General features: G+C 56.2%; 26 protein-coding genes and 1 tRNA gene. 13 read left to right on the top strand and 14 right to left on the bottom strand.

The features are described 5' to 3' along the window. Nucleotides 1-727: 727 nt before the first annotated feature. Nucleotides 728-814: transfer RNA gene (locus ACRZ91_RS01470), tRNA-Leu, on the bottom strand. Nucleotides 815-944: 130 nt separating this feature from the next. Here ACRZ91_RS01470 and ACRZ91_RS01465 point away from each other — a divergent pair. Together ACRZ91_RS01465 and lipB are read left to right on the top strand one after the other, a co-directional pair. Beyond that, the gene (locus ACRZ91_RS01465; protein ID WP_480902040.1) at nucleotides 945-1,604 is read left to right on the top strand and encodes a DsbA family oxidoreductase; all 660 of its coding nucleotides are present in this window, start codon (nucleotides 945-947) and stop codon (nucleotides 1,602-1,604) included. A gap of 39 nt (nucleotides 1,605-1,643) precedes the next feature. Then, entirely contained in the window at nucleotides 1,644-2,300 is a 657-nt protein-coding gene (lipB, locus tag ACRZ91_RS01460) for a lipoyl(octanoyl) transferase LipB (RefSeq protein ID WP_480902038.1), read from the top strand. 396 nt (nucleotides 2,301-2,696) lie between these two features. Here lipB and ACRZ91_RS01455 read toward each other — a convergent pair whose 3' ends face one another. Continuing rightward, nucleotides 2,697-3,116 carry an HIT family protein gene (locus ACRZ91_RS01455; protein ID WP_480902035.1) on the bottom strand — a complete coding sequence of 140 codons (420 nt, stop codon included), beginning with the start codon at nucleotides 3,114-3,116 and terminating at the stop codon, nucleotides 2,697-2,699. 279 nt (nucleotides 3,117-3,395) lie between these two features. On the opposite strand from ACRZ91_RS01455, the gene ctaD reads away from it, so the two are divergent. The 3 genes from ctaD (at nucleotide 3,396) to ACRZ91_RS01440 (ending at nucleotide 6,333) form a co-directional block, all read left to right on the top strand. Next, nucleotides 3,396-5,054, top strand: a complete 1,659-nt coding sequence (gene ctaD, locus ACRZ91_RS01450) for a cytochrome c oxidase subunit I (RefSeq protein WP_010439338.1) — start codon at nucleotides 3,396-3,398, stop codon at nucleotides 5,052-5,054. Between the two features lie 148 nt (nucleotides 5,055-5,202). Then, the gene (locus tag ACRZ91_RS01445; RefSeq protein WP_170539067.1) at nucleotides 5,203-5,802 is read left to right on the top strand and encodes a 2-hydroxychromene-2-carboxylate isomerase; all 600 of its coding nucleotides are present in this window, start codon (nucleotides 5,203-5,205) and stop codon (nucleotides 5,800-5,802) included. 45 nt (nucleotides 5,803-5,847) lie between these two features. After that, complete coding sequence (locus ACRZ91_RS01440) at nucleotides 5,848-6,333, top strand: DUF2244 domain-containing protein (protein ID WP_170770412.1); 486 nt, start codon at nucleotides 5,848-5,850, stop codon at nucleotides 6,331-6,333. Here the strand turns inward: ACRZ91_RS01440 and ACRZ91_RS01435 are convergent, their stop codons facing one another. Next, the gene (locus ACRZ91_RS01435; protein ID WP_170539063.1) at nucleotides 6,334-6,816 is read right to left on the bottom strand and encodes a GatB/YqeY domain-containing protein; all 483 of its coding nucleotides are present in this window, start codon (nucleotides 6,814-6,816) and stop codon (nucleotides 6,334-6,336) included. A 183-nt stretch (nucleotides 6,817-6,999) separates the two neighbouring features. On the opposite strand from ACRZ91_RS01435, the gene carA reads away from it, so the two are divergent. Both carA and ACRZ91_RS01425 read left to right on the top strand, forming a co-directional pair. Then, a complete protein-coding gene (gene carA, locus ACRZ91_RS01430) occupies nucleotides 7,000-8,166 on the top strand; it encodes a glutamine-hydrolyzing carbamoyl-phosphate synthase small subunit (protein ID WP_480902033.1) in 1,167 nt (388 codons plus the stop codon). Nucleotides 8,167-8,245: 79 nt separating this feature from the next. After that, the gene (locus ACRZ91_RS01425; protein ID WP_480902031.1) at nucleotides 8,246-10,150 is read left to right on the top strand and encodes a glycosyltransferase; all 1,905 of its coding nucleotides are present in this window, start codon (nucleotides 8,246-8,248) and stop codon (nucleotides 10,148-10,150) included. Here the strand turns inward: ACRZ91_RS01425 and ACRZ91_RS01420 are convergent. Next, on the bottom strand, nucleotides 10,107-10,754 hold the full coding sequence (locus ACRZ91_RS01420; RefSeq protein ID WP_480902029.1) for a GntR family transcriptional regulator: 648 nt from the start codon (nucleotides 10,752-10,754) through the stop codon (nucleotides 10,107-10,109). The two genes, ACRZ91_RS01425 and ACRZ91_RS01420, sit on opposite strands and share 44 nt — an antisense overlap. Nucleotides 10,755-10,854: 100 nt before the next feature. Here ACRZ91_RS01420 and ACRZ91_RS01415 point away from each other — a divergent pair, with 100 nt between their 5' ends. From ACRZ91_RS01415 to ACRZ91_RS01405, 3 genes are all read left to right on the top strand, one after another. After that, nucleotides 10,855-11,499 (top strand): pyrimidine 5'-nucleotidase, encoded by a 645-nt coding sequence (locus ACRZ91_RS01415; RefSeq protein WP_170469326.1) that lies wholly within the window; start codon nucleotides 10,855-10,857, stop codon nucleotides 11,497-11,499. A gap of 87 nt (nucleotides 11,500-11,586) precedes the next feature. Further along, the gene (locus ACRZ91_RS01410) at nucleotides 11,587-11,835 is read left to right on the top strand and encodes a hypothetical protein (protein WP_170539049.1); all 249 of its coding nucleotides are present in this window, start codon (nucleotides 11,587-11,589) and stop codon (nucleotides 11,833-11,835) included. Between the two features lie 72 nt (nucleotides 11,836-11,907). Next, nucleotides 11,908-13,104: a UbiH/UbiF family hydroxylase gene (locus tag ACRZ91_RS01405; protein ID WP_480902026.1), complete on the top strand. Its 1,197-nt coding sequence runs from the start codon at nucleotides 11,908-11,910 to the stop codon at nucleotides 13,102-13,104. 32 nt (nucleotides 13,105-13,136) lie between these two features. On the opposite strand, the gene ACRZ91_RS01400 is transcribed toward ACRZ91_RS01405, so the two are convergent. Beyond that, nucleotides 13,137-14,264: an aminotransferase class V-fold PLP-dependent enzyme gene (locus tag ACRZ91_RS01400; RefSeq protein WP_480903370.1), complete on the bottom strand. Its 1,128-nt coding sequence runs from the start codon at nucleotides 14,262-14,264 to the stop codon at nucleotides 13,137-13,139. Between the two features lie 231 nt (nucleotides 14,265-14,495). Between ACRZ91_RS01400 and ACRZ91_RS01395 the strand changes: the two genes are divergently transcribed. Continuing rightward, entirely contained in the window at nucleotides 14,496-15,197 is a 702-nt protein-coding gene (locus ACRZ91_RS01395) for a GntR family transcriptional regulator (RefSeq protein WP_170779053.1), read from the top strand. Here ACRZ91_RS01395 and ACRZ91_RS01390 read toward each other — a convergent pair. Together ACRZ91_RS01390 and ACRZ91_RS01385 are read right to left on the bottom strand one after the other, a co-directional pair. Beyond that, the gene (locus ACRZ91_RS01390; RefSeq protein ID WP_480902023.1) at nucleotides 15,194-15,652 is read right to left on the bottom strand and encodes an Lrp/AsnC family transcriptional regulator; all 459 of its coding nucleotides are present in this window, start codon (nucleotides 15,650-15,652) and stop codon (nucleotides 15,194-15,196) included. The genes ACRZ91_RS01395 and ACRZ91_RS01390 overlap by 4 nt on opposite strands. After that, the gene (locus tag ACRZ91_RS01385; RefSeq protein WP_480902021.1) at nucleotides 15,649-16,104 is read right to left on the bottom strand and encodes an Lrp/AsnC family transcriptional regulator; all 456 of its coding nucleotides are present in this window, start codon (nucleotides 16,102-16,104) and stop codon (nucleotides 15,649-15,651) included. Before ACRZ91_RS01385 ends, ACRZ91_RS01390 begins: the two co-directional genes overlap by 4 nt. Before the next feature lie 132 nt (nucleotides 16,105-16,236). Here ACRZ91_RS01385 and ilvC point away from each other — a divergent pair, with 132 nt between their 5' ends. After that, nucleotides 16,237-17,259, top strand: a complete 1,023-nt coding sequence (ilvC, locus tag ACRZ91_RS01380) for a ketol-acid reductoisomerase (RefSeq protein WP_170469311.1) — start codon at nucleotides 16,237-16,239, stop codon at nucleotides 17,257-17,259. A 45-nt stretch (nucleotides 17,260-17,304) separates the two neighbouring features. Here the strand turns inward: ilvC and ACRZ91_RS01375 are convergent, their stop codons facing one another. Both ACRZ91_RS01375 and ACRZ91_RS01370 read right to left on the bottom strand, forming a co-directional pair. Beyond that, complete coding sequence (locus ACRZ91_RS01375) at nucleotides 17,305-17,760, bottom strand: SRPBCC domain-containing protein (RefSeq protein ID WP_480902019.1); 456 nt, start codon at nucleotides 17,758-17,760, stop codon at nucleotides 17,305-17,307. Beyond that, a complete protein-coding gene (locus tag ACRZ91_RS01370) occupies nucleotides 17,757-18,068 on the bottom strand; it encodes an ArsR/SmtB family transcription factor (protein WP_480902017.1) in 312 nt (103 codons plus the stop codon). The genes ACRZ91_RS01375 and ACRZ91_RS01370 overlap by 4 nt, the downstream gene beginning before the upstream one ends. A 78-nt stretch (nucleotides 18,069-18,146) precedes the next feature. Here ACRZ91_RS01370 and ACRZ91_RS01365 point away from each other — a divergent pair, with 78 nt between their 5' ends. Continuing rightward, complete coding sequence (locus tag ACRZ91_RS01365) at nucleotides 18,147-19,049, top strand: DMT family transporter (protein ID WP_480902016.1); 903 nt, start codon at nucleotides 18,147-18,149, stop codon at nucleotides 19,047-19,049. Here ACRZ91_RS01365 and glmM read toward each other — a convergent pair. The 5 genes from glmM to ACRZ91_RS01340 form a co-directional block, all read right to left on the bottom strand. Next, entirely contained in the window at nucleotides 19,046-20,389 is a 1,344-nt protein-coding gene (gene glmM / locus ACRZ91_RS01360) for a phosphoglucosamine mutase (protein ID WP_170770385.1), read from the bottom strand. The genes ACRZ91_RS01365 and glmM overlap by 4 nt on opposite strands. Before the next feature lie 32 nt (nucleotides 20,390-20,421). Then, on the bottom strand, nucleotides 20,422-21,420 hold the full coding sequence (folP, locus tag ACRZ91_RS01355) for a dihydropteroate synthase (RefSeq protein ID WP_480902014.1): 999 nt from the start codon (nucleotides 21,418-21,420) through the stop codon (nucleotides 20,422-20,424). Next, nucleotides 21,417-22,337, bottom strand: a complete 921-nt coding sequence (locus ACRZ91_RS01350; protein ID WP_170470864.1) for a dihydroneopterin aldolase — start codon at nucleotides 22,335-22,337, stop codon at nucleotides 21,417-21,419. The genes folP and ACRZ91_RS01350 overlap by 4 nt, the downstream gene beginning before the upstream one ends. Before the next feature lie 102 nt (nucleotides 22,338-22,439). Next, nucleotides 22,440-23,813 carry a multicopper oxidase family protein gene (locus tag ACRZ91_RS01345; RefSeq protein ID WP_480902012.1) on the bottom strand — a complete coding sequence of 458 codons (1,374 nt, stop codon included), beginning with the start codon at nucleotides 23,811-23,813 and terminating at the stop codon, nucleotides 22,440-22,442. Between the two features lie 73 nt (nucleotides 23,814-23,886). Continuing rightward, complete coding sequence (locus tag ACRZ91_RS01340) at nucleotides 23,887-24,525, bottom strand: cell wall hydrolase (RefSeq protein ID WP_170539031.1); 639 nt, start codon at nucleotides 24,523-24,525, stop codon at nucleotides 23,887-23,889. Nucleotides 24,526-24,637: the final 112 nt, after the last annotated feature.

Below are 24,637 nucleotides of genomic sequence, written 5' to 3'. Positions count from 1 at the left end.
TCGTGGCACACTCGAGATCGTCAGTGGTAAAATGAGGCAGCCTGCATATTGCCAAAGCAACTCCAAAAAAGAAAATGCTGTCCCGATCATACGATCGAAACAGCACACTCGTTACCAAATACACTTCCGAAGATGCAGTAGATTTACAACTTTCGGCAAATAGGCCTACTACTTGCAGGCCGCGATATTACTATGAACATCATAAGGGATGAGCTGTCCAAGCACCGAGAAATTCTCGTGTTTTGTTCGTTTTAGTTGTTCTAATTGGTGTAAACCGGAAACAAAAAAGCCAATGACCGCCGGACTGTCAACATATTCAGCTTTTTCATCGATTGGGCGCACTCTATTTGAATTAATTCACTCAAGTTTTGACGCCCAACTCTGATTGTATGGTCGTCACAGTTCTTAAGCCCGTATTGCACGTTTATCTCAATATTCGCGGCTAATCAGCCTTAACAAGTGCGGCAGCTAATTTCGTTGACGCACTCATACAGCCTTTTAACCAGCAGTGGAGATCCATCCTCGATAAACAGTAATTGGTGGAAGCCATTTATGCACTTGATCGGTTGTCGGGCACTCTACTCGACGATCGGAGGCATCAGCGCACGCGTGCAGAAGCAGCGAAAGCGACTATGTTGTGCTGATGACCAAATCACAAGCCTTTAGGTGGACCAAGATCGTTCACGCCAACATAATAAATTGAAATTACACAACGAGATGAATTATGTGGTGCGGTCGAGAAGACTCGAACTTCCACGGGAGTTACCCCACAGCGACCTCAACGCTGCGCGTCTACCAATTCCGCCACGACCGCACTGCCAATGACTTGGTAGAGGGGCGTATAGACGTTGCGCCACGCGATGTGAAGAGGCAAAAACACAGCCGATTGAATTCACGCGCTTTAGCAATATCTAAACGCGACACAATGCAATCTGGAGCAGCTCATGCCCTCGCCCGATCCCCGCCCTACCGTGCAGATTGATGTCGTCTCGGATGTGGTCTGTCCGTGGTGTATCGTAGGTTTTCGTCAACTCGATGCCGCGCTGAAGCAAGAGAATGTGCTGGCCCGGTTGCGCTGGCATCCGTTCGAATTGAACCCCAGCATGGGGCCCGAGGGGCAGAACCTGCGAGAGCATATTGCCGAAAAATATGGCTCGACACCCGAACAAAGCCAGCAGGCGCGCGAGCGGTTGACCGCTTTAGGGGCTGAACTTGGATTTACCTTCAATTTCACCGATGACAGTAGAATTGTGAACACCTTTGCCGCGCATCAACTGCTTGATTGGGCGGAAACGCAGGGACGTCAGCATCCGCTTAAACTGGCCTTGTTCGACGCCTATTTCACCATGCAGCAGGATGTCTCTGACGCCGACGTGTTATTGGGTGCCGTCGAAACGGCGGGGCTTGACCCGAATGCGGCACGCGCGGCGCTTGAGTCGGGTGCACACGCCCAGTCGGTGCGTGAGAAACAACAATTCTGGACCAGCCGAGGCATTTCGGGCGTGCCTTCGATGGTATTTGGCGGGAAATATCTGCTGACTGGCGCGCAAGGCGCCGACACCTATGCGCAGGTGTTGCAGCGTTGTCTGGCCGAGGCCGCCTGACCCCTTCCCCCTGCCCCGCAGACGGTCTAAGGAACGAGTATGGAATGGAAAACCACCGATGGGCTGATCGACTACGACGAAGCCACTGCCTTTATGGAGGCGCGTGTTGCCGCGATTGCGGCAGGTGAAGCCGATGAATGCATCTGGCTGTTGGAACATCCACCGCTCTATTCCGCTGGGACTTCCGCCAAGCGTGAAGATCTGACCGATCCGGATCGCTTTCCGGTCTATGAGAGCAAGCGCGGCGGTCAGTACACCTATCACGGCCCCGGTCAGCGCGTCGTTTACGTCATGCTGGACGTGGGTAAACGCGGCCGTGATGTTCGCCGCTTTGTGCAGCAGCTTGAAGCATGGGTGATTGCTGCCCTGGCCGAATTCAACGTAACCGGTGAGATACGGGAAGGCCGCGTGGGCGTCTGGGTTCAGCGGCAGGACAAGCCGCTTTCGATAGCGGGACAGACCGCCGAGGATAAAATTGCAGCCATCGGAATACGTCTGAGGAAGTGGGTTAGTTTCCACGGAATATCAATCAATGTTGAACCAGATCTGTCTCATTTCGGTGGGATTGTACCTTGCGGCATACAGGAACACGGTGTGACATCTTTGGTCGACCTCGGGCTTCCCGTAACGATGGATGACGTCGACGTGGCACTAAAAAAGACCTTTGATGATGTGTTCGCCTCCGAAGGCGTTTGAAAACTAGGTGATTCCACGTATTCGGAACGATCCGGAAACATTACCCAAACAACAATGCTGAATTTCGATGCGTTCTGTTTCGAAAATCATAGTGGCTTGTCCTTCAAATCGCCCCAATTCGCCTCAAATTCAGGGATTCTTCACATCCACTCCTTACAAACGCCATTTGACCACGTAGTATGTAATGACCGTTCATGAGTGAGTGGTGTGTTAACCGGTGATCGCAGGGCTGCCCAGCGAAATCCGTGAAAGTGTTTGGTTACGAGTCTGCCGTTCCGACCCCATAATCGGAACGGCAATTCTCGTTTTAGGGCCTCGGTATTGTATGAATCCCTTGCCTTTGCGGCCTTTCGTGCAGCTTATCGACCCCACGTGCCAGCGGAACTTTCTTGGAATTCAACCCAATGCTGCGCGGATTTTGTCAGCGTGTTTGGCAATCAGATCAAAATCACCCATCTTGCCCGGTGGACGCATCGATACGCCTTCGTAACGGGGCAGGACATGGAAATGTAGATGAAACACCTCCTGCCCGCCCGCAGCTTCGTTGAACTGCTGAACAGTTACACCATCAGCTTCAAACGCGACCTTCACGGCCTGTGCTAATTTCTGAACCGTCGCTATCACTGCCGCAAGTTCTACGGACGACGCGTCCAGCATGTTGCGGCACGGTGATTTTGGGATGACCAACACATGCCCATCAGTGCGCGGCATGATGTCCATCAAGGCGACTGTTTCATCATCTTCATAAACTCGGTTCGACGGGATTTCCCCGCGTAAGATCTTGGCAAAGACGTTTTCGGGATCATATTCAGTCATCACGGGCCTCCGGTATTGCGCTTCTTTGCTGTTCTGTGCCGCCCCCCGATGCGGGTCAAGCGGGATTCCCCCATCGCCACTTGAATTCGCGGACTGGCCCCCCAAATCGCTAGGATCAGAGGTTGAAATGCCGGGCTGCGTGGGCTGCCCGCGACAATTAATCTTGATCCAGATCAAACTCGGCCATTGAAGGTCGCCCCCTTGCAATCTAAAACCAGCAGGAATCCCGCGCGTTGGAGAGGTCCGACTGCGCGGTGTAGTTGCAACAGGAGGCACCTAATGGCAGACGCAGCCATTCATGGTCACGAGCATGAAGACCAGCGTGGGTTCTTTACCCGTTGGTTCATGTCGACCAACCACAAGGATATCGGGATTCTGTACCTGATCGTATCGGCCCTGGCCGGTTTGATTTCGGTTCTGATGACTGTCTACATGCGGCTCGAACTGATGCACCCCGGTGTTCAGTACATGTGCCTCGAAGGTTTCATGGCCGATCCATGTACCCCCAACGGACACCTGTGGAACGTCATGATCACCTATCACGGTGTCCTGATGATGTTCTTCGTGGTTATCCCGGCCCTCTTCGGCGGATTTGGCAACTATTTCATGCCGTTGCAGATCGGTGCGCCGGATATGGCGTTCCCGCGGATGAACAACCTGTCCTTCTGGCTGTACGTCGCCGGGACCTCGCTGGGCGTCGCCTCGCTGCTGAGCCCCGGTGGTAACGATCAGCTCGGTTCGGGCGTCGGCTGGGTTCTGTATCCACCGCTGTCCACGACCGAGGGCGGCATGTCCATGGACCTTGCGATCTTTGCTGTGCACGTATCGGGCGCCTCCTCGATCCTCGGCGCGATCAACATGATCACCACCTTCCTGAACATGCGTGCCCCGGGCATGACCCTGTTCAAGGTGCCGCTGTTCAGCTGGTCGATCTTTGTCACCGCGTGGCTGATTCTGCTGTCGCTGCCGGTTCTGGCGGGCGCGATCACCATGCTGCTGATGGACCGCAACTTCGGCTTCACCTTCTTTGATCCGGCCGGTGGCGGCGATCCGATCCTGTATCAGCACATCCTGTGGTTCTTTGGCCACCCCGAAGTGTATATCGTGATCCTGCCGGGCTTTGGCCTTATCAGCCACGTGATCGCGACCTTCGCACGCAAGCCGATCTTCGGTTACCTGCCGATGGTCTGGGCGATTATCGCGATCGGTGTTCTGGGCTTTGTCGTGTGGGCGCACCACATGTACACCGTTGGCATGTCGCTGCGTCAGCAAGCCTACTTCATGCTGGCCACTATGGTCATCGCGGTTCCGACCGGCGTTAAGGTCTTCTCGTGGATTGCGACCATGTGGGGCGGCTCGATCGAGTTCAAAACCCCAATGCTGTTCGCCTTCGGCTTCCTGTTCCTGTTCACAGTTGGTGGTGTAACCGGCGTGGTGCTGTCGCAAGCAGGTGTAGACCGTGCTTATCACGACACCTACTACGTCGTTGCGCACTTCCACTACGTGATGAGCTTGGGTGCAGTCTTCGCGATCTTCGCTGGCGTATACTTCTACTTCTCGAAGATGACAGGCCGTCAGTATTCCGAGTTCTGGGGCAAAGTTCATTTCTGGCTGTTCTTCATCGGCGCCAACCTGACCTTCTTCCCGCAGCACTTCCTGGGTCGTCAGGGCATGCCACGTCGCTACATCGACTATCCCGAAGCGTTCGCGCAGTGGAACTTTGTTTCGTCGATTGGTGCATTCATCTCGTTCGCTTCGTTCCTGCTGTTCTTTGGCATCGTGATCTACGCCCTGCTGCGCGGCGCGAAAGAGACGCGGCCGAACCCGTGGAACGAATACGCGGATACGCTGGAATGGACCTTGCCAACGCCGCCGCCTGAACACACGTTCGAGCAGCTGCCGAAGCAGGAGGATTGGGATAAAGGCCACGCGCACTGATCCCGACCTGAATGACAAGAAAACCCCGCCCATTTAGGCGGGGTTTTTTGTTCCTGCCTGACCTGTGTAAGCGGGGCAGTCGCCAGAACAGCAAAAATAGAGTATTCTGGTCCGGGCAAAATACCCGGCCAACCGAAAGGGATTTACGATGCCCGAGATCGACTTTTGGTTCTCAATAGGTAGCACCTACAGCTTCCTGACGATCAAACGCCTGGACGATTGGAGTGCCGAACACGATGCCACCGTGAACTGGCGGCCGTTCAATGTGCGGACCGTGATGTCAGAACAGCAGAACATCCCCTTCGCCGGCAAACCGATTAAATCCGCTTACATGTGGCGGGATATCGAACGCCGGGCGGCCAAGTATCATATTCACGCCAACTTGCCTGCGCCCTACCCAATCTCGGACCTCGCATTGGCTAATCAGGTCGCCCTACTGGGAATGACAGAAGGCTGGGGAAAGACGTATACACAATCGCTCTATGCTCTCTGGTTTGAAGACGGCATAGAAGCCGGGTCCGAGACAGCCATCACCGAAGCCCTGCATCGTTGTCAGCAGGACCCCCGCCTAGCCCTCGCACGTGCGCGCAGTCCGGACATTGTGCAATCTCTCGAAAACGAGACCAACACTGCCATCCAACTGGGTGTGTTTGGCGCACCCAGCTTTGTCGTGCGCGGCGAGGTGTTTTGGGGTGATGACCGGCTGGACGACGCGTTGTCATGGGTGCGTGTTGGACACGTTGTGTGACAGTTTGCACTTCGACTCAGGCAGTTGCTGCGCTAGGTTTCAACCATGCCTTATCGATGGACCAAGAATTCAGATACTGAGCAGGAGTTGCGCCTCTGGCCGCATAACTCCTTACCGCCGCGTGGCGCAATGGGGGTTGTTCTCGCGGTCTTTCTGTTCGGTCTGATTCCGCTGTTTGCGGTGCTGGGATCTGTTCTGCTGTGGGGCTTGCTGCCCTTCTTGTTGCTGACCGTACTAGGTCTCTGGCTGGCATTTGAGATGAACTATCGCGCACGCAGCGTGTTCGAGGTTCTCACGTTGGATAAAACGCAGGCGCGCCTCGTGCACCGCAATCCACGCAAAGACGATCTGGAATGGTCCTGCAATCGATATTGGGCGCGCCCCGAAATGCACGCGAGCGGTGGTCCGGTGCCCCATTACGTGACACTGGTCGGAGACGGCCGGGAGGTCGAAATTGGTGCATTCCTCACTGAAGAGGAACGGATCGCGCTTTTCGATGACTTAACCCGGAAACTGCGCGATTCTGCTTGATTAACCGCCGTTTGATGCGGCGCAAAGGTGATCTTTGACCATTGGCCCGACCTTGCCGAAATCCATCTGACCGGTATAGCGCGTTTTCAATTCGCCCATCACCTTGCCCATATCGCGGATTGACCCCGCGCCGGTGGCCGTGATGGCCGTCTGAATAGCTTTGCTGACCTCGTCATCATCCAGCTGCTTGGGCAGGAATTCCTCGATCACTTCGACTTCGCGCAGCTCACGCTCGGCCAAATCCAGGCGCCCACCCTCTTCATAGGCGCGCGCGCTTTCCTTGCGCTGCTTGGTCATTTTTCCAAGGATCTCAAGCACCTCGGCATCGCCACAGCCTTTGGCCTCTTCATTTACGGATGCGCGCGACGCAATGTCACGATCCTTGATCGCGGCATTGATCAGGCGCAGCGTCGATAGGCGCTCGGCTTCTTTGTCTTTCATTGCTTGCTTCAGGGCGGCATTCACCCGTGATCGCATATCCATATGGTCTGTCCATCCCCATGGCAAAGGAACCTCGACCATATCGAAACAAAAAGGCGGGCACAACAGGGGCGATACTTTACTAAGTTATTGATTTTAAACAATAGCCTAAAATTTGAACAGGCTTGACCTGACGCGCTAACCCCCTTAGGTATGCGTCCGTTTACCTTGCAGGAGAGTCGCGCCATGGCCCAGAACGCCCCGTCCAAGCCCACCGCATGTCTGGCATTGGCCGATGGAACGCTGTTCTACGGTATTGGCTTTGGCGCCACCGGCCAGACGGTGGCCGAGCTGTGCTTCAACACCGCCATGACCGGCTATCAGGAAATCATGACAGACCCCTCCTACGCGGGCCAGATCGTGACATTTACCTTCCCGCATATCGGTAATGTTGGCGTGAACCCGGAGGATGACGAAACTGGCGATCCAGTTGCCGCGGGTATGGTGGTCAAATGGGACCCGACCGAGCCTTCAAACTGGCGCTCTGCCGAAGAGCTAAAAGCATGGCTGGCCCGTCGCGGCCGCATTGCGATTGGGGGCGTCGACACCCGCCGCCTGACCCGCGCTATCCGTCAGCAAGGTGCACCGCATGTAGCGCTGGCGCATGACCCCGAAGGTAACTTCGACATCGAAGCTTTGATCGCGGCTGCACGCGGGTTTGCCGGACTTGAGGGCATGGATCTGGCTAAGGACGTTACCTGCGCACAAAGCTATCGTTGGAATGAGATGCGTTGGGCCTGGCCTGACGGCTACCAGCGACAGGAAGCTCCGTCACATAAGGTGGTCGCTATCGACTATGGTGCCAAGCGAAACATCCTGCGCTGCCTGGCATCGGCAGGCTGTGACGTGACTGTATTGCCCGCGACTGCGACAGCAGCAGAAGTTCTTGCCCATAAGCCTGACGGTGTTTTCCTGTCCAACGGCCCGGGCGACCCGGCGGCCACTGGTGAATACGCCGTGCCGATGATCAAGGAAGTGTTGGAAACCACTAACCTACCGGTCTTTGGCATCTGCCTTGGCCATCAGATGCTCGCGCTGGCTTTGGGCGGACAGACCGTCAAGATGAACCATGGCCACCACGGCGCGAACCATCCCGTCAAGGATATGGAAACCGGCAAGGTCGAAATCACATCGATGAACCACGGCTTTGCCGTAGACGCTCAATCCCTGCCCGATGGCGTGATCGAGACGCATCGTTCATTGTTTGACGGTTCAAACTGCGGCATCCGCATGACGGGTCGCCCGGTCTATTCGGTGCAACATCACCCCGAAGCCTCACCCGGACCACAAGACAGTTTCTACCTGTTCGAACGCTTCGCTGCTGCAATGGCCGATCAAAAAACACAGGCCTAAGAGCGATTTAGTCGAGTTAACTCGGCGTTAACCCTGTTTGAGCAACCCTGCCGTCCGTGAACCGCGGCAGGGTATTCTTATGGTTGAACTGAATCTGAAACGCCAGATACCGGCGGAACCGGTTCCCGGCCCCCATTCACGCAAACCTCTTGGGGCCTGCCTGCGGGATCAAGGGGTGATATCAGAGGCTCAGCTCCAACAGGCGTTGCATTTACAAACCCGCCAGAATGCCCCGTTGGGGGAAATCCTTGTTGGTGAAGATTGGGCCAGTCGGGCCGAAGTTCTCTCTGCCTTGTCCGAACAAACAGGCTTGCAAATTGCCGATCTGGAACAAACTCCGCCTCCCGAAGAGCTTTGCGCGCTGAAACCATTGGAGTTTTGGCTAACGCACAACGTTCTGCCTTGGATGCGAGTTGGACCAATCCTGCTGATTGCAACGGCGCGGCCTGACCGGTTCGATACGGTTTCAACTGCGTTAAGTGATACAGGCTATACGATCGTCCCGGTTCTAGCCGGGGCCGAACAGATTGATGCCGCCATTGCGCGCCATTTTGCCGCCGATCTGACGGAGGCGGCTGAAACGCGCGTCGATTCGCAACAAAGCTGTCGCAACTGGTCGGCAACGGCTCGGGCCAGACCTATCACGTTGGTCGTTCTGCTAATCACTTTATGCAGCTTATTCCCAATGCTGGGTCTCACCGCTCTACTTTGGACAACGCTTGCGACTTTGGCGTTGTTCCTCCTCCTTCGTGTCTCGGGGCTGATTGCCCATTTGACACTTCGAAACCCTCGTCTTGTCACAGCAGATCCGATCCGCCTGCCCTGTGTGTCGATACTGGTGCCGCTTTTTAAAGAAAGAGAAATCGCAGAAATCCTGATCGCCCGTCTGCGACGGTTGACTTACCCAAAGGCGCTGCTCGATATCATATTGGTGCTTGAAGAGCAGGATAGCGTAACCAAAGCCGCACTGAATAACATCGAGCTTCCCAGCTGGGTACGGGTACTTGAGGTGCCGAACCGGGGTAAACTAACGACCAAGCCTCGTGCGATGAACTATGCGTTAGATTTCTGCCGCGGGGATATATTGGGTGTCTGGGATGCCGAAGACGCCCCGATGCCAGATCAGATCGAATCCGTTGTCCGGCATTTTGCGGCCGCGCCCGAAGATGTTGTCTGCCTGCAAGGCGTTCTGGATTATTATAACCCGCGCACCAACTGGCGGTCGCGCTGCTTTACCATCGAATACAGCGGTTGGTTTCGGGTGATTCTCAGCGGCATCGCCCGATTGGGCCTTGTGGTTCCGCTGGGTGGCACCACATTCTTTTTTCGTCGAGACAAACTGGTCGAACTGGGCGGATGGGATGCCCATAACGTTACTGAAGACGCAGATTTGGGCGTTCGTCTCTGCCGGGCTGGCTACAAGACTGAAATCGTCAGCACCGCCACCTTTGAAGAGGCTAATTTTCGGGCCTGGCCCTGGGTCAAACAGCGCTCGCGTTGGCTGAAGAGATTCATGGTTACGTATCTGGTCCATATGCGCGCGCCGTTAAGGTTGCTGCGCGATCTGGGACCGCTCCGTTTTCTGGGCTTTCAGGCCTTTTTTCTTGGAACGCTCGGGCAGTTTCTACTTGCCCCGGTGTTATGGGTATTCTGGCTGACCTTTCTCGATCTACCGCACCCCTATCAGCACATCACAACACCTGATTTTCTGCGAAACTGCATTTATTTATTGCTCGCTGCAGAGGCTGCAAATCTTTTGGTTGGCATGCTGGGCGTCATCGCGGGCAACAGGCGCTTTCTGCTGCCCTGGGTTCCGATGATGGTCCTCTATTTTCCACTGGGTGTTCTAGCGGCCTATAAGGGCTTATGGGAACTAGCGGTACGGCCATTCTTCTGGGACAAAACCCAGCACGGTCATGCGGTCGAGGAAAGCGAGGCTGTTATTTCTCGCGCCGGATCGCATCCTGTTTCAGCCGGGTCATGAACGCGACCGAGATATGGTCCTGCAGGGCTTGTTGGGCCCCTGCCTCATCACGGGCAGCAATCGCATCGACGATGTTTTTGTGCTCATTCTGCGCGATTTCACCGCGCCCCTCGGCCGCAAGGGATGTAGTCGCCATCAACGCCATGGTCCTGTGCACCAGATCAAGCTGTTGCACCAGATAGCGATTGTGCGAGGCCAGATGGATCTGCTCGTGAAACCTGCGGTTAGCACGCGAAAGCGCAGACGGGTCATTCACCAGCGCATCATCGGCTTCTACCATATCTTGAAGGACCCGGATTTCTTCTTCGGTTGCATGCTTGGCCGCCAGCCTTGCGGCGAGCCCCTCCAATTCACGTCGCACGACATATAGTTCTGCCATCTGGTTGTGGTCCAGCGACGCCACGATCAGAGACCGCCCGTCCCGTTCCAGCAGCGATTGCGTCTCTAACCGCTGCAACGCTTCGCGGATCGGTGTACGCGAAACGCCAAAACGTTCGGCCAGCTCGCTTTCCACCAACCGGTCGCCCGGCTTGTAGACGCCCACATCGATTGCTTCGAGTATCAGGCTATAGGCATCCGTATTGGACTGTTTGGATTGGGGCATCGGTTATTATGTCTCCTGGTTCGGACATGTCTAGCCGCCTCGCGCCCTGGCAATCAAGTGCGGCATTGAAAACCATCGTTCATCGCCCTAAACCCAAACCATGGTCAAACCTGCCTTTACTCACGTCACCCAATGGGTGTTCGACCTCGACAACACACTTTACCCACCGCATATGCGCCTGTTCGATCAGATTGAGGTGCTGATGACGGATTACGTGGTGCAAGCGATCGGCGTCGACCGACCCGAGGCCGATCGGCTCCGTTCGCACTACTGGCGTGAATACGGCACCACGCTTGCCGGCCTGATGGCCGAACACGATCTGGACCCCGATCCCTATCTGCATGCAGTGCATCAAGTGGATATGAGCCATATGGAGCCCGACGCAGCATTGGCCGATCACATCCGCGCGCTGCCGGGCCGACGCATTGTCTATACCAATGGGTCAGCACCTTACGCACAGCGTGTTTTGGCTGCACGTGGGCTGGATGGGCTATTCGATGCGATCTACGGAATTGAGCATGCAGGCTATCGCCCTAAACCGCAAAAGGCTGCATTCCAAGCCATCTTTGCTCAGGACGGAATCGAAGCCACACAAGCAGCCATGTTCGAGGATGATCCACGCAACCTGGCTGCGCCGCATGAGATGGGAATGCGTACTGTTCACGTCGCCCCTGATCCACACGATGCAGATCACATTCACCATCACACGGACGATCTGACCGGATTTCTGGGCCGCCTGCGATAGGCTGTCACACTGCGACGATCTGTGCGTTTCGCAGTCGCAGCATTAGCCCCATATGCAGCTCAGCGACGAACAGAATCGGAGATCCCAATGACCGCGCTCGATATGCCAGCGCGCCCGCCTTTGTGGCAGCGCCTGTTGTTTGCAATCCCGCTTTTTGGCTGGATGGCCCGGGATGTGGCCAATGCCGAAGCCGAAGACCTGTACTACACCGCCGCGGCACTTGTCAGCATGTGGGGCTGTTCTATCCTGCTGTTCGGCCTGCCGGGCCTCTACATCCCGGCCTTGATGATGGTGCCGACGATGTTTCTTATCCTGATTTTGATTTCTCGCGGATAAGGCACGAGACAGGATGTCACTTGGCACCCGCCTCGCAACAGCACTAGTGTCTGCGGCAACGGAGACATATTCATGACCGACAGCTGTGATATCCTGATTTCTGGCGGCGGAATCGCCGGATTGACCGCCGCCGCCGCCTTTGGAGCTGCCGGGTTTGACGTGATTTGCGTCGACCCTTCACCGCCGATCACAGAACGCGACGTGGATGGCTCGGATCTGCGCACCACCGCCTTTTTGCAGCCCGCCCATGGGTTGCTGGAGCAGTGCGGACTCTGGGCGCGTTTGGATGCACATGCTGCCCCTCTGCAGATCATGCGCATTGTGGACGCGGGCGGCGACGTGCCCGAACCCCGCGTGGTGCGCGATTTCAACGCCGCCGATATCTCGGATCAACCGTTCGGCTGGAACCTGCCCAACTGGCTGCTGCGGCGTGAGATGGTGGCACGGCTGTCAGAATTGCCAAACGTCGATTTCCGGCCCGGCACCGGCACGGTCAGCCTGTTCACCCGCACCAATGAAGCACGCGTCGGTCTGAGCGACGGCAGCCGCGTCCACTGCAAACTTGTCATCGCCGCAGACGGACGAAACTCGCCGATGCGGGAAGCCGCCGGAATTAGCGTGCATACCACCCGCTACGGCCAGAAAGCTGTGGCCTTCGCCGTTACGCACCCGATCCCGCACGACAATGTTTCGACCGAGATCCATCGTTCCGGTGGACCCTTCACCTTGGTCCCCCTGCCCGATTGGCAGGGTCAGCCGTCGTCTGCGATTGTCTGGATGGAACGCGGCCCACGCGCGGTCGAATTGCTGAACCTCGGAGCCGAGACATTCGAGGCTGCGATGACTGAACGCTCCTGCGGGCTGTTCGGACCGCTGAAACTCGCTTCGCGCAGGACAATCTGGCCTATCATCAGCCAATCGGCGGAACGTCTGGCTGGTGAACGCATTGCCCTGATGGCCGAAGCCGCACACGTGGTCCCCCCTATCGGCGCGCAGGGACTGAACATGTCGCTCGGCGATCTTCGTAGTTTGATGGAGCTAGCGCTGGCTCGGCCCGATGGCTTGGGTGACGCGCAAATGCTGGATGCCTATCATAAGGCCCGCCATACTGAGATCGGACTGCGCGTCAAAGGTATCGATCTGCTGAACCGCGCCTCGATGATCGAGGCGCGACCGCTGCGTGATGCAAGGGCGATGGGGCTAAATGCGCTCTATTCCCTACCAACGGTGCGGAAGACGCTGATGCAAATGGGCCTCGGCGTCCGCTGATCCGTCAGGCGGGCTTCTGCCCGCCTTGCCGGTTACAATACCTGATCCAAAACGCGTGTCAGTCGCGAAATCGTGCCGTCGACATCATAAAGTTTGTCCAAGCCAAACAGCCCTAGACGGAATGTGCAGAACCCAGCCGGTTCATCACATTGAAGCGGCACACCTGCCGCGATCTGCATTCCCAAAGCCGCGAACTTCTTGCCGTTTTGAATCTCGGGGTCGGCAGTGTAACTGACGACCACTCCGGGCGCGCCGAAACCTTCGGCTGCCACCGACATCACGCCTTTATCCTTCAGATAAGCCCGTACGCCATCCCCCAAAGCCCACTGCGCCGCACGCAACTTTTCGAATCCATACTCACGTGTTTCAAGCATGGTATCGCGAAAGGCACGCAGAGAATCCGTGGGCATCGTGGCGTGATAGGCATGGCCGCCATTTTCATAGGCCTGCATGATCTGTCGCCATTTCTTCAGATCAATCGCAAAACTGTCTGATGTGGTTTCGGTCAACCGTACTTCGGCCCGCTCGGACAGCATGACAAGACCGGCACAGGGCGTCGCACTCCACCCCTTTTGCGGAGCCGAAATCAGCACATCCACACCGGTTGCCTTCATATCGACCCAAGCACAGCCCGACGCGATGCAATCCAGTACCATAAGCGCACCCACCTCATGCGCGGCGGTTGCCATTGCGTTTACATAGTCATCAGGCAAAATCACCCCAGCAGAGGTTTCGACATGCGGGGCAAAAACGACATCCGGGCGTTTCTCATGGATTGTCGCGACAACTTCTTCTATCGGAGCAGGTGCAAAGGGCGAAGGGCTGGCATTCCCGGTCTCTCGGGCTTTCAAAACCGTCGTCGAACCGGTCAACTCACCTGATTCTATGATCTGGCTCCAGCGATAGGAAAACCAGCCGTTGCGGACCACGAGAACATTTGCCCCGCGTGCAAATTGTCGCGCAACCGCCTCCATCCCGTACGTCCCGCCTCCAGGAACAATGGCGACACCTTCAGCATTGTATACCTCGCGCAACATATCAGAGATATCGCGCATAACCTGTTGAAAGTTTGCAGACATATGGTTGAGTGAGCGATCAGTAAATACGACCGAGAACTCTTCAAGGCCATTGGGATCAACGGTTCCAAGTAATGCAGGCATCATGCGTCCTTTCCTATCGCCACTTGTTTCTGCCTTTTCCTTGCCTCGGGGTAAAGCTTCAAAGCGCCGAGATTGGTTGACCTTAAGTAACCCGCAACCTTAAGTTTTACTTTGAGATTTAACATGCAACAATTAGCAGAAATGACGCCAACTAGTGTCACCATCTCTTTACACCCTGACGTGTTTCTGACCAGATACACTCACTTTGAACAAGAATGGAATTTTTAGCTCGTGACTGCGCAAAAGCGGATCAATTTTCAGGTCGTCCGGGACGAAGTTAAACGGCGGATTGAATCACGTATTTGGCCACAGGGCTCACTTTTGCCCACCGAAACCCAACTTGCGGAAGAGTTCAATTGCGCCCGCGCTACAGTCAACCGGGCGTTGCGAGAACTTGCAGAACAGGGCTTTGTCGAGCGTAAGCGCAAAAGCGGGACGCGGGTTAAAAAAGAGCCGCGCAAACAAGCCAAACTTGAGATTTCACTGGCACGTCAGGCAGTTGAGAATCAGAACTCAGCCTATCGCTACGCACTGGTGGAACGTAAGGTGGTCTACAGCCCCGGATGGCTGACCTCACAATTGAATGTCGAACCGGATGCGCGTGTCTTGCATGTGATTTGTATGCACTATGCTGACAATCGTCCCTTCCAGCTTGAAGAGCGCTGGATCAATATTGAAGCCGTTCCCGAGGTTGAACACGCCGATCTGAACAATAGCGGCCCTCATGAATGGTTGCTGAACGCAGCACCTTTTACCGAGGCTGAGATCGCCTTTTGCGCCATCTCTGCAGATGGGCGCTTAGCTGATTTCATGGGCACCACGACTGGGACATCGATGATCCAGCTCGAGCGGACCACATGGAAAAACGGCCGCCCCATGACTTTTGCCCGCATGACCCATCATCCGGGATTTCGAATCCGCTCAAAGTACTAACCAATCGGTCCTGGAAGGCGCTCTTCGCTTAGCAATACGTTGGCCTCGACTTCCCCGGCCCCGGGCAGAGTCATAACGCGTCTCCGCAAGACTCTTTCGAAATCAGCCAGGTCCCGCGCCACAACCCGCAAGCGATAATCGTAAAGCCCTAGCACATGCTCGACTGTCTGCACTTCTGGAATGGCACTGACGGCGCGCTCAAAATCCTCAAGGCTAACCTGACCTTTTCGCGCTAGTTTCACGCCCAAAAACACCGTCACCCCGAACCCGAGCGCTTCGGCGTTCAGCCGCAATCGTCGACCTTTGATCACACCCGCATCTTCCAGCCGCTTAATTCGGCGCCAGGTTGCGGGCTGAGACAACCCGAATTTGCGCCCCAATGCACCGGCACTTTGGGTAGCATCCTGCCTCAAAGCGTGCAAAATCCTTCGATCAATTTCGTCCGATTCGATCATATCGGCAATGCCTCATCCTGCTTGACTCGGGCAATGTGCATCAACGCTTCAATATCTGCGATATGCGGCAGTGTCAGGATTCGATCCCGATAGACCTGTTGGTAGTGGCTCATGTCCTGCGCCAGCACTGAAAGGCGCACATCGACCCGCCCCAGAAAGGTCTGAAGTTCGATCACCTCGGCCACTTCACGGGCAGCCTCGGTAAATTCATCAAAGGCCCGTGCCTGCGTCTTGTCCAAGGTCACGCGCAGCGACACTTCTACCGCATATCCCAGAGCGGTCCAATCGATTACCGCCTCCTGCCCTTCGATGATACCCACCGCCTGCATCTTTTCGACTCGCCGCCCGCAAACACCTTGCGTGCTGCGGCAACGTTCGGCCAGTTCCGCACCGGACAAGCTCGGCTCGGCCTGCAGATGGCGTAATATTCGGCGATCCAGATCATCTAACATGAATTTCACAAGAATAGCATTTTTCAAGAATAGACAAGGCATTTATTCTTGATTTTCCAAGGATAGAGCCATCGCTATCCTTGGAAATACAAAGTAAAAACCACCGCAATCGAAACAGAAAGGACCGGCAAAATGCGCGTCTATTACGATCGCGATTGCGACATCAACCTGATCAAAGACAAGAAAGTGGCCATTCTGGGCTACGGCTCGCAAGGTCACGCCCACGCTCTGAACCTACGCGACTCGGGCGCCAAGAACCTTGTCGTAGCGCTGCGCGAAGGTTCGCCTTCAGCGAAGAAAGCCGAAGCGGAAGGTTTGGAAGTGATGGGCATCGCTGAAGCCGCCGCTTGGTGCGACGTCATCATGTTCACCATGCCCGACGAACTGCAGGCCGAGACGTACAAGAAATACGTGCATGACAACATCAAGCCGGGTGCTGCCATCGCATTTGCCCACGGCCTGAACGTGCACTTCGGCTTGATCGAGCCGAAAGAAGGCGTCGACGTCATCATGATGGCCCCTAAAGGCCCCGGCCACACTGTGCGCGGTGAATACACCAAAGGCGGCGGTGTTCCTTGCCTCGTCGCGGTCGACAACGATGCGACCGGCAAAGCGCTGGAAATCGGCCTGTCCTATTGCTCAGCCATCGGTGGCGGGCGTTCGGGCATCATCGAAACCAACTTCCGCGAAGAATGCGAAACCGACCTGTTCGGTGAACAAGCCGTTCTGTGCGGTGGTCTGGTAGAGCTGATCCGCTGCGGCTTTGAAACGCTGGTCGAAGCTGGCTACGCGCCCGAGATGGCCTATTTCGAGTGTCTGCACGAGGTGAAGCTGATCGTTGACCTGATCTATGAAGGCGGCATCGCCAACATGGATTACTCGATCTCGAACACGGCCGAATACGGCCAGTACGTAACCGGCCCGCGTATCCTGAAATACGACGAGACCAAAGCACGAATGAAAGAGGTTCTGAACGACATCCAGCAGGGCAAATTCGTTCGTGACTTCATGCTGGAAAACGCCGTTGGTCAGCCGACCATCAAAGCGGCCCGCCGCGCCAATGACGAGCACATGATCGAAGAAACCGGTGCCAAACTGCGTGGTATGATGCCTTGGATCTCGGCCGGTAAAATGGTCGACAAAGAAAAGAACTAGGCCTGACGTCTGTTAGTGAAAGGGCGGCCCATGTGGCCGCCCTTTTCATTTGCCCACCGCATCGGCAAAACAGGTCGCAAGTACATAATCCCAGCCACTGTTATAGCCATCTCGCTTGGTTTGTGCCTCAGCGGCCCAGACCTCCCAACCAGAATGGGTCAACGTAACTTTGGTTTGTCCCTGCCCATGTTCCTCGAACTTCACCTCGACGCGGGTCTGTTTGTCTGGATCAGTGCCCGGATGCCAGCTCATAGCAAAGTGGCGACCGACCTCATAATCCAGAACCTCCCCCCATTTGGCCCGTGCGCCATCATGCATCACTTCATAGACTGCGCCGCCAACTTCAGTTTCAATCACGACACCCAAAGCCGCCTTGCCCGCCCCTGCTGATACCGCGTGCCGGTTCAGTGGCCACCATGATGCTGTGCGCTTGACGAATATGTCGAAAGCCTGTTGTGGCGCTGCATTTACAACTACAGTTTTGATGATTGGATCCGTCATATGTCCTGCCCCCCTTCATTTACCTCAATTGCGAAGCTTTCCAGAACATCAGACCAGTAGCGCTCAAACCACGCCCGCATTTCATTCAGCCCGCCGGGCCGCGCCGCATAAATCCGTCGGGTGCCTTCAGCGCGGCATTCGACCAAACCGGCGTCGGAAAGCACTTTCAGATGCTGGGATACTGCAGGGCGACTAACGGGCAATTCACCTGCCAGTTCACCTACTGCACGGGGCTCGTCAGCTACCGCTTCGAACACCTGCCGACGGGTCGGATCACCTAATGCATAGAACGTATCTTGGTAAGTCATAACTAACGGTAAGCAAATACTTACATAAAGTCAAGATCGCGTCGTGACACGGACCTGATCGCAGGATAAGGGGATGGAATGGTTCAACAACCCGACCACCGCGACTGGAGCGGCATCGCAGCACTCGGCCTCATCTGGGGGGCCACTTTCATGGTCGTGGCCATAGCTCTTGAAGGCTATGGCCCCATTACTGTGGCCACCGCGCGCACAACTCTGGGCGCGGTCTCACTGCTGCTGTTGATGTGGATCACACGGCGCAACATGCCCGCGATGAGTGCTCAACTTTGGTGGTTCGTCACTGTTATCGGAGTGCTTTCTACCGCCCTGCCCTTTGTGTTGCTGAGTTGGGGCCAGCAATATGTGCCATCGGCATTTGCGGGCCTGTCGATGGCCGCGGTTCCGCTCATGGTGCTGCCATTGGCACATTTCTTTTCGGATGAGCCGATGAACCTGCGCCGCTTGGTCGGGGTATCGCTGGGATTTTCCGGTGCGCTTGTTCTGATCGGCCCCGGCCTGGCACAGCTGGGCCAAGGGGCCGAGCCACTGGCACAGCTTGCCTGTATCGGCGCCGCATTCTGCTATGCCAGTTCATCCGTTATCACTCGCCGCTGCCCGCCAATTGACCCGATAACGTTGTCTGCACTGACACTGGTCGTTGGGGCAGTGATCTTGTTACCGATCATGCTGATGACTGAAGGAACACCCACATGGCAAGGCACGCGCTCAGGACTTGCCATCATAATTCTGGGGCTGATACCAACAGCCTTCGCCACACTGCTTCGCGTGTCGATCATCCGTAGCGCCGGATCGGTTTTTATGACCTTGGTGAATTATCAGGTGCCCATCTGGTCAATGATCTTCGGAGCGTGGATTCTGTCCGAGGCTTTGCCTCTGCGCTTCTACATCGCTCTACTCATGATTCTAACCGGTTTGGCGATCAGCCAATGGTTCAGCCTGCGCAAAATGCTGATCAGGCGTTAGCCAGTGGCGGCCTCGACCTCGGCCACAATCCCATCAACAACCTGGTTCAGCAGGGTGGAATCTTCGCATTCAGCCATAACCCGGATCAAAGGTTCGGTTCCCGATTTGCGGATCAACAGGCGTCCCTGACCGTTCAGGCGTGCTTCGGCGTCGGAAATAGCACTTTGGACGCTGGCGGCCTCAAGCGGCGCCTGACCGGCACTAAAACGCACATTTTTCAGCAGTTGCGGCACCGTCTCAAACTGGCGCGACAGTTCTGAGGCCTTCTTTCCGGTCTGTACCATCTCGGCCAGAAAATGGAGCCCTGCCATAAGCCCGTCGCCGGTTGTGGCATAATCGCTCATAACAATATGGCCCGATTGTTCACCGCCCAGATTGAAGCCACCTTCGCGCATCCGTTCGACTACATACCGGTCACCAACGGCAGTGCGTTCCAACCGCAGCCCTTGGCCCGCCAGATATCGTTCCAAACCGAGGTTTGACATCACCGTTGCCACCAGCGCACCGCCTTTGAGCTGATCAGCGCGAGACCACGAGGAAGCCAAAAGGGCCATCAGTTGATCCCCATCAGCTACGGTGCCGGTTTCGTCGATCACAACCACCCGGTCGGCGTCACCATCTAGACAGATGCCGACATCGGCGCCATGCGACACCACGGTCTCGGCCGCAACGCGGGGCTGTGTCGAGCCGCAATCGAGGTTGATATTCTTGCCGTCAGGTGCAGTCCCAACCGGGATCACATCCGCACCCAGCTCCCACAGAACCTCGGGCGCTGTCCGATGCGCCGCCCCATTTGCGCAGTCGATCACGACCTTCAGCCCGTCCAGCCGCAGATCGCGCGGCAACGAGGATTTCACCCGCTCTCCGTAACGAAAGCGCGCATCATCGACCCGACGCGCACGGCCGATATTCTGTGCCTGCGCGGGGCTTACGCCTTCTTCGATCAGCCGTTCGATCTCAATCTCTGCCTGATCAGACAATTTGAAGCCATCTGGCCCAAAAAACTTGATACCATTGTCGATCGCCGGATTGTGGCTGGCCGAGATCATCACGCCCAAATCTGCACGCATCGAACGAGTCATCAACCCGACTGCGGGCGTCGGCACCGGCCCCAGCAACAGCACATTCATGCCCGTAGAGGTCAGGCCCGCCGTCAACGCGTTTTCCAGCATATAGCCAGACAGCCTTGTGTCCTTACCAATGACCACCCGATGCACGCCTGACGCATCCCGGCGAAAATACCGACCCACAGCTGCACCGATACGCAATGCCATTTCCGCCGTCATCGGGTGCGTGTTGGCGGTGCCCCGCACTCCGTCGGTTCCAAACAGCTTGCGCATAAGTCGTTCTCCTGAAATTCCTTGTGTCCGGATTACCGGACGGCGGCCCATAGACGCAAGGCCTGAGCCGTCTCGACCACGTCATGTACCCGCACAATCTGCACGCCCTGTGATATTCCCGCCAGAGCAACCGCGATTGATCCCGGCGCGCGGGAATCCTTGCGCGACTCTTTGCCGATCTCGCCAATGAACCCTTTGCGCGATACGCCTAACAGAATTGGGCAGCCTAACCCGTGGAACAGGCTGAGATTACGCAAAAGGGTTAGGTTGTGGTCTGTGTTTTTGCCAAACCCGATGCCGGGATCGACGATAATCAGATCGCGGTTCAGGCCCCGCCGTTCCAATTCAGTGATTTGCCCATCTAGGAAATCGTAAACGTCCAATAATACGTCGTCATATTGCGGGTCATCCTGCATCGTGGCCGGATCACCCTGCATATGCATTACGCAGACCGGAGCCTCGATCTGTGCGCAAAATGGCGCAAGTTGCGGGTCGAAAGTGAACCCAGACACATCATTGATCAACCCCGCGCCAGCCTGATGCGCAACTTTGGCAACGCTGGCTTTACGAGTATCGATCGAGATTAACGCATCGGTTTCGGAGCGGATCGCCTCGATCAGGGGGCGCGTACGCGCAATTTCTTCGTCCTCCGGCACGAAATCAGCTCCGGGGCGTGTGGATTCGCCGCCGATATCCAGAATGCTTGCACCATGCGCCACCATCTCGACCGCAGCGGTGCGCGCTGTGTCAATCGAGTTATGCACCCCTCCATCCGAGAAGCTATCGGGCGTCGCGTTCAGAATGCCCATGATCTGAGGCTGCGCCATATCAAGCCCGGCTATCGCGGTGCGCGGGTGGACAAATCGAACCAGATGTTCCTCTGGAATATCAGAGACATCCACGACCTTCTTGATTTTTCCGCGTTCGATCTTTTCGGCTTGTGTAAACCACAGCTTCTGACCTGCCAATGACATCGCTCCGTCAGGACGAAGGTCACCGTGCTGAACCAAAGGACGGTAGTAGACGGTCACAGTTGCGCCTGTTCGACCGGAATTGCACGCAATGGCGTTTTAGGGGCCTCGGGAAGGTCTCCGCCGATCACCAGCATTTCGCTGGCTTCAAATGTTGCCGCGAACCACGCAGCCAGCGCCACTGCATCCGACGGTGCCGCAGACGGGCCATCTACCGCATCCAACACTACTTTCGACGGCGCCCAAACGCATATCTGACCGTTTTTCATCGCCCAATCCAACTCGGTCCGTGTCGAGACGACTACGCAACGGAAATCCCTTGCGGCCAACACCCAGGCGTTCTGCTCGATCGCCAGCAGATCAATCCTGCGTTGCGTCATGGCATGGCCAGTCTGCGACACCGCCAGATCAGAGGCGCCAACACACAAGATCAGCGGGCGCTGCCGGTTCTCGAGCTGATCGATCCAACCAGCCAGGTTTTCGGATTCAATCGCGGCATTTGACAGGAAAACAAGCCGTGGATGAGGCCGCTCTTCTTCGGTCACGTCGTGATGCACCGCATCCTTTCCGCGGACGATCTCGACTCCCAGCGCACCGGGGCCACGATCCAATTTTTCAATTCGAACAAAGGCTCTTACGGCCTGAGGCTCAAGCAATATTCGCTCAGCCACACGGTCAGCCAGTGTTTCCAGAAGATTCAATCGCTCAGCCGCCAGCTCGAACGCTATCGCTTCGGTCACTCTGTCGTATGACAGGATGCGATCCACATCATCATCAATAGGATCACTAAGCGGGCGCACTTCCACGACGATGTTGAAACAGATACGTTGGGTTGTGCCACGTTCAGCCTGAAAGGCGCCGATCTCAACTTCGACAATGTGATCCCGCAAAGAAATACGATCCAAAGGGCCGCGAGGTGCGGTTGCCTCGGACCGCTCAGAGGGATGCGCGAAGGCAAGGCGGATTTCAGAGCTCATACGTCGGACCTTTTCGGGCTCGGTGGACTGATCAGCCCACTTTAGGCGTTTCGCGGGCGTATAGCACCGTAACATGCGCCTTTCCAGCTATCGATTGCGGCGTTACGTGACCCGAAACCAGCTCATCATTCCCGATGCCGCATGGCCTAGCATGTGACAATGCAACAGCCAGTTGCCTGGATTGTCGGCGACAAGCGCCACCTGCCGCACCTGCCCACGCTCGACCAGAACAGTGTCACGCCACGGCCCCAGCGTACCGTCCTGCAAGATTATGCGGAAATGGTGCCCATGCAGATGCATGGCATGTGGAAATGCCGTTTCATTTGCAAATTCAATCCGATGAACCGATCCTAATCGCACATCCAGAAACGGATCATCCGGCCGCTCTGCATATCCGTTCAATGCCCAGAGTCGCCCAAGCTGTGCCAACTCACGACCTGAAAGCTCCGTATCGCCCAAGTTGGCGCTCTCCAGCCAGCGCATTGCCCCACCTTGCATCGCCATACGATGCAGCGGAGTGTTATGCAGCGTAATTTCGGGCATCCGATTTACCGGTAGCGGATCAATTTTAGTGCGCGCAACACGTGAGGAAACTCCTGACACGTCAAACTTGAGCAATCCGTATGCGCCGTCCCTCTCCACGCTGACAATGCTAGCCGCCTGGCCCGAGTTCGCCAAAACATCAACGATCAGGTCGGCCCGCTGCGCGGGTGCCAATGGGAAACTGTTTTTAACCCGCAATGGAACCTCAAGCGGCATACCGTCAAGCGCCACGATCGAGCCGGCGAGCCCGTCGAGCGTGACGTCGAATACCCGGGCATTCGCCGCATTGATCAACCGTAAGCGTAATCGTTCAGACGTCTGTACCGGATATGAAGGGTCAAACTTTCCGTTCACCGTTACAAGGTTGCCCAGCCGACCCGCATGGCTCAGATCATGAACATTGTCGAAATCGTCTGAAATCTCTGCGCTTTCGGGGTCAAGGCGCCAATCGTCCAGCATCAGGGTCAGGTCTTGATCAACATCGGGTCCGCTGGCCTCTTCGACGATCAAAGGGCCATAAAGCCCTCGCGCGACCTGCTCCATAGATTGATTATGCGCGTGGTACCAATAGGTCCCCGCATCCGGCACCTCGAAATCATAGTCAAAACTAGCCTTCGGCTGCACAACCTCCTGCGTCAGACCGGGCACTCCATCCATCGCATTGTCAATCCGGATGCCATGCCAGTGAACAGTCGTTGGTTGGGGCAGCATGTTAACAAGCTTGCGACGCACCCGGGCGCCCTGTGGAACACGGATTTCGCTACCCGGAACACCACCGCCGTAACTCCAGATCGGAGTTTCCGGATACCCTTGGGGCGCGATCTGCTGCATGGAAATCTGTGCCACCAACTCTGAGGCTGATGCCATCGCCACGCGTGGCATCATCGACAAGGCCAAGGTCGAATGTAGAAACTGTCGGCGTGATATGGTCATTACGAGCCTCCTGGCTCGCAACATAGTCGGTAAAACGCCTGGGGCCAGCACCCTTCCAGCGCTGGTGCGTCAATCAGTTGCTGGCAGTGCGATAGTTGTGCTTGTAGAAGATATGCACACCAATCCGCGCAGTTTCCTTGTAAACCCGTGACCAGGACGGGCGAACTGCCTTGGTGTGATAGTGTGTAGCACCCGCTGTCATCTCTTCAGCAACGCCATCAATCGCCGCACGGGCAACCTTGGCGACACGCTCGTAAGCACGCTTTTCGTGGATGACCTCTTTGTGGCCATCGCAGGTGTAAGTAAACTGGCACTGATACTTCTTACCGGTTCCCTGCTTGATCACACCACAAAGCGAATCCGGAAAGCGGCCACTTTCGACGCGGTTCATGATCACTTCGGCTACTGCAAATTGTCCGCGTACGCTTTCACCACGGGCTTCGAAATACAGCGCCTCGGCAAGACAACGGAAATGTTCATCTCCGTTTGCGCTGGGCTGCTGATCCAACCAACCTTTGGTGTAAGAGATTTCAACCTTTTCCGGTGCCTTACGCGGCTTGAACAGCGTAAGATAGTCGCGAAAGTTCTGCGCTGGCAGCTCGTTCCGGGCAACCAGTTCAACAGGTTTTTCATCGTTCTGCCGTTCGGCGAACAACAAACTTGGCAGCACGGCTGCGGCCCCCACGGCGACAGCCATTATGTAGCGTCTCATCAGATAACCTCGCACAGGCACAAACGCGCCATACCCTCCCCCGGCGGGCGCGACGAGGCACATACCCCACTTCGAGGCAGAGGTCCAGTTTTCAAGTAGATGCAAGTAAAAA

The sequence above is a fragment of the Ruegeria sp. O11 genome (genome assembly GCF_056535285.1).
Note: the sequence above shows the minus strand (reverse complement) of the source record. Positions and strands in the feature narration are given on the sequence as shown.

Bases quoted from the DNA above. Each gene is read 5' to 3' on its own strand.
- ACRZ91_RS01465 (WP_480902040.1), top strand. From the start codon at position 945: ATGCCCTCGCCCGATCCCCGCCCTACCGTGCAGATTGATGTCGTCTCG.
- lipB (WP_480902038.1), top strand. From the start codon at position 1,644: ATGGAATGGAAAACCACCGATGGGCTGATCGACTACGACGAAGCCACT.
- ACRZ91_RS01455 (WP_480902035.1), bottom strand. From the start codon at position 3,116: ATGACTGAATATGATCCCGAAAACGTCTTTGCCAAGATCTTACGCGGG.
- ctaD (WP_010439338.1), top strand. From the start codon at position 3,396: ATGGCAGACGCAGCCATTCATGGTCACGAGCATGAAGACCAGCGTGGG.
- ACRZ91_RS01445 (WP_170539067.1), top strand. From the start codon at position 5,203: ATGCCCGAGATCGACTTTTGGTTCTCAATAGGTAGCACCTACAGCTTC.
- ACRZ91_RS01440 (WP_170770412.1), top strand. From the start codon at position 5,848: ATGCCTTATCGATGGACCAAGAATTCAGATACTGAGCAGGAGTTGCGC.
- ACRZ91_RS01435 (WP_170539063.1), bottom strand. From the start codon at position 6,816: ATGGATATGCGATCACGGGTGAATGCCGCCCTGAAGCAAGCAATGAAA.
- carA (WP_480902033.1), top strand. From the start codon at position 7,000: ATGGCCCAGAACGCCCCGTCCAAGCCCACCGCATGTCTGGCATTGGCC.
- ACRZ91_RS01425 (WP_480902031.1), top strand. From the start codon at position 8,246: ATGGTTGAACTGAATCTGAAACGCCAGATACCGGCGGAACCGGTTCCC.
- ACRZ91_RS01420 (WP_480902029.1), bottom strand. From the start codon at position 10,754: ATGCCCCAATCCAAACAGTCCAATACGGATGCCTATAGCCTGATACTC.
- ACRZ91_RS01415 (WP_170469326.1), top strand. From the start codon at position 10,855: ATGGTCAAACCTGCCTTTACTCACGTCACCCAATGGGTGTTCGACCTC.
- ACRZ91_RS01410 (WP_170539049.1), top strand. From the start codon at position 11,587: ATGACCGCGCTCGATATGCCAGCGCGCCCGCCTTTGTGGCAGCGCCTG.
- ACRZ91_RS01405 (WP_480902026.1), top strand. From the start codon at position 11,908: ATGACCGACAGCTGTGATATCCTGATTTCTGGCGGCGGAATCGCCGGA.
- ACRZ91_RS01400 (WP_480903370.1), bottom strand. From the start codon at position 14,264: ATGCCTGCATTACTTGGAACCGTTGATCCCAATGGCCTTGAAGAGTTC.
- ACRZ91_RS01390 (WP_480902023.1), bottom strand. From the start codon at position 15,652: ATGATCGAATCGGACGAAATTGATCGAAGGATTTTGCACGCTTTGAGG.
- ACRZ91_RS01385 (WP_480902021.1), bottom strand. From the start codon at position 16,104: ATGTTAGATGATCTGGATCGCCGAATATTACGCCATCTGCAGGCCGAG.
- ilvC (WP_170469311.1), top strand. From the start codon at position 16,237: ATGCGCGTCTATTACGATCGCGATTGCGACATCAACCTGATCAAAGAC.
- ACRZ91_RS01375 (WP_480902019.1), bottom strand. From the start codon at position 17,760: ATGACGGATCCAATCATCAAAACTGTAGTTGTAAATGCAGCGCCACAA.
- ACRZ91_RS01370 (WP_480902017.1), bottom strand. From the start codon at position 18,068: ATGACTTACCAAGATACGTTCTATGCATTAGGTGATCCGACCCGTCGG.
- ACRZ91_RS01365 (WP_480902016.1), top strand. From the start codon at position 18,147: ATGGTTCAACAACCCGACCACCGCGACTGGAGCGGCATCGCAGCACTC.
- glmM (WP_170770385.1), bottom strand. From the start codon at position 20,389: ATGCGCAAGCTGTTTGGAACCGACGGAGTGCGGGGCACCGCCAACACG.
- ACRZ91_RS01350 (WP_170470864.1), bottom strand. From the start codon at position 22,337: ATGAGCTCTGAAATCCGCCTTGCCTTCGCGCATCCCTCTGAGCGGTCC.
- ACRZ91_RS01345 (WP_480902012.1), bottom strand. From the start codon at position 23,813: ATGACCATATCACGCCGACAGTTTCTACATTCGACCTTGGCCTTGTCG.
- ACRZ91_RS01340 (WP_170539031.1), bottom strand. From the start codon at position 24,525: ATGAGACGCTACATAATGGCTGTCGCCGTGGGGGCCGCAGCCGTGCTG.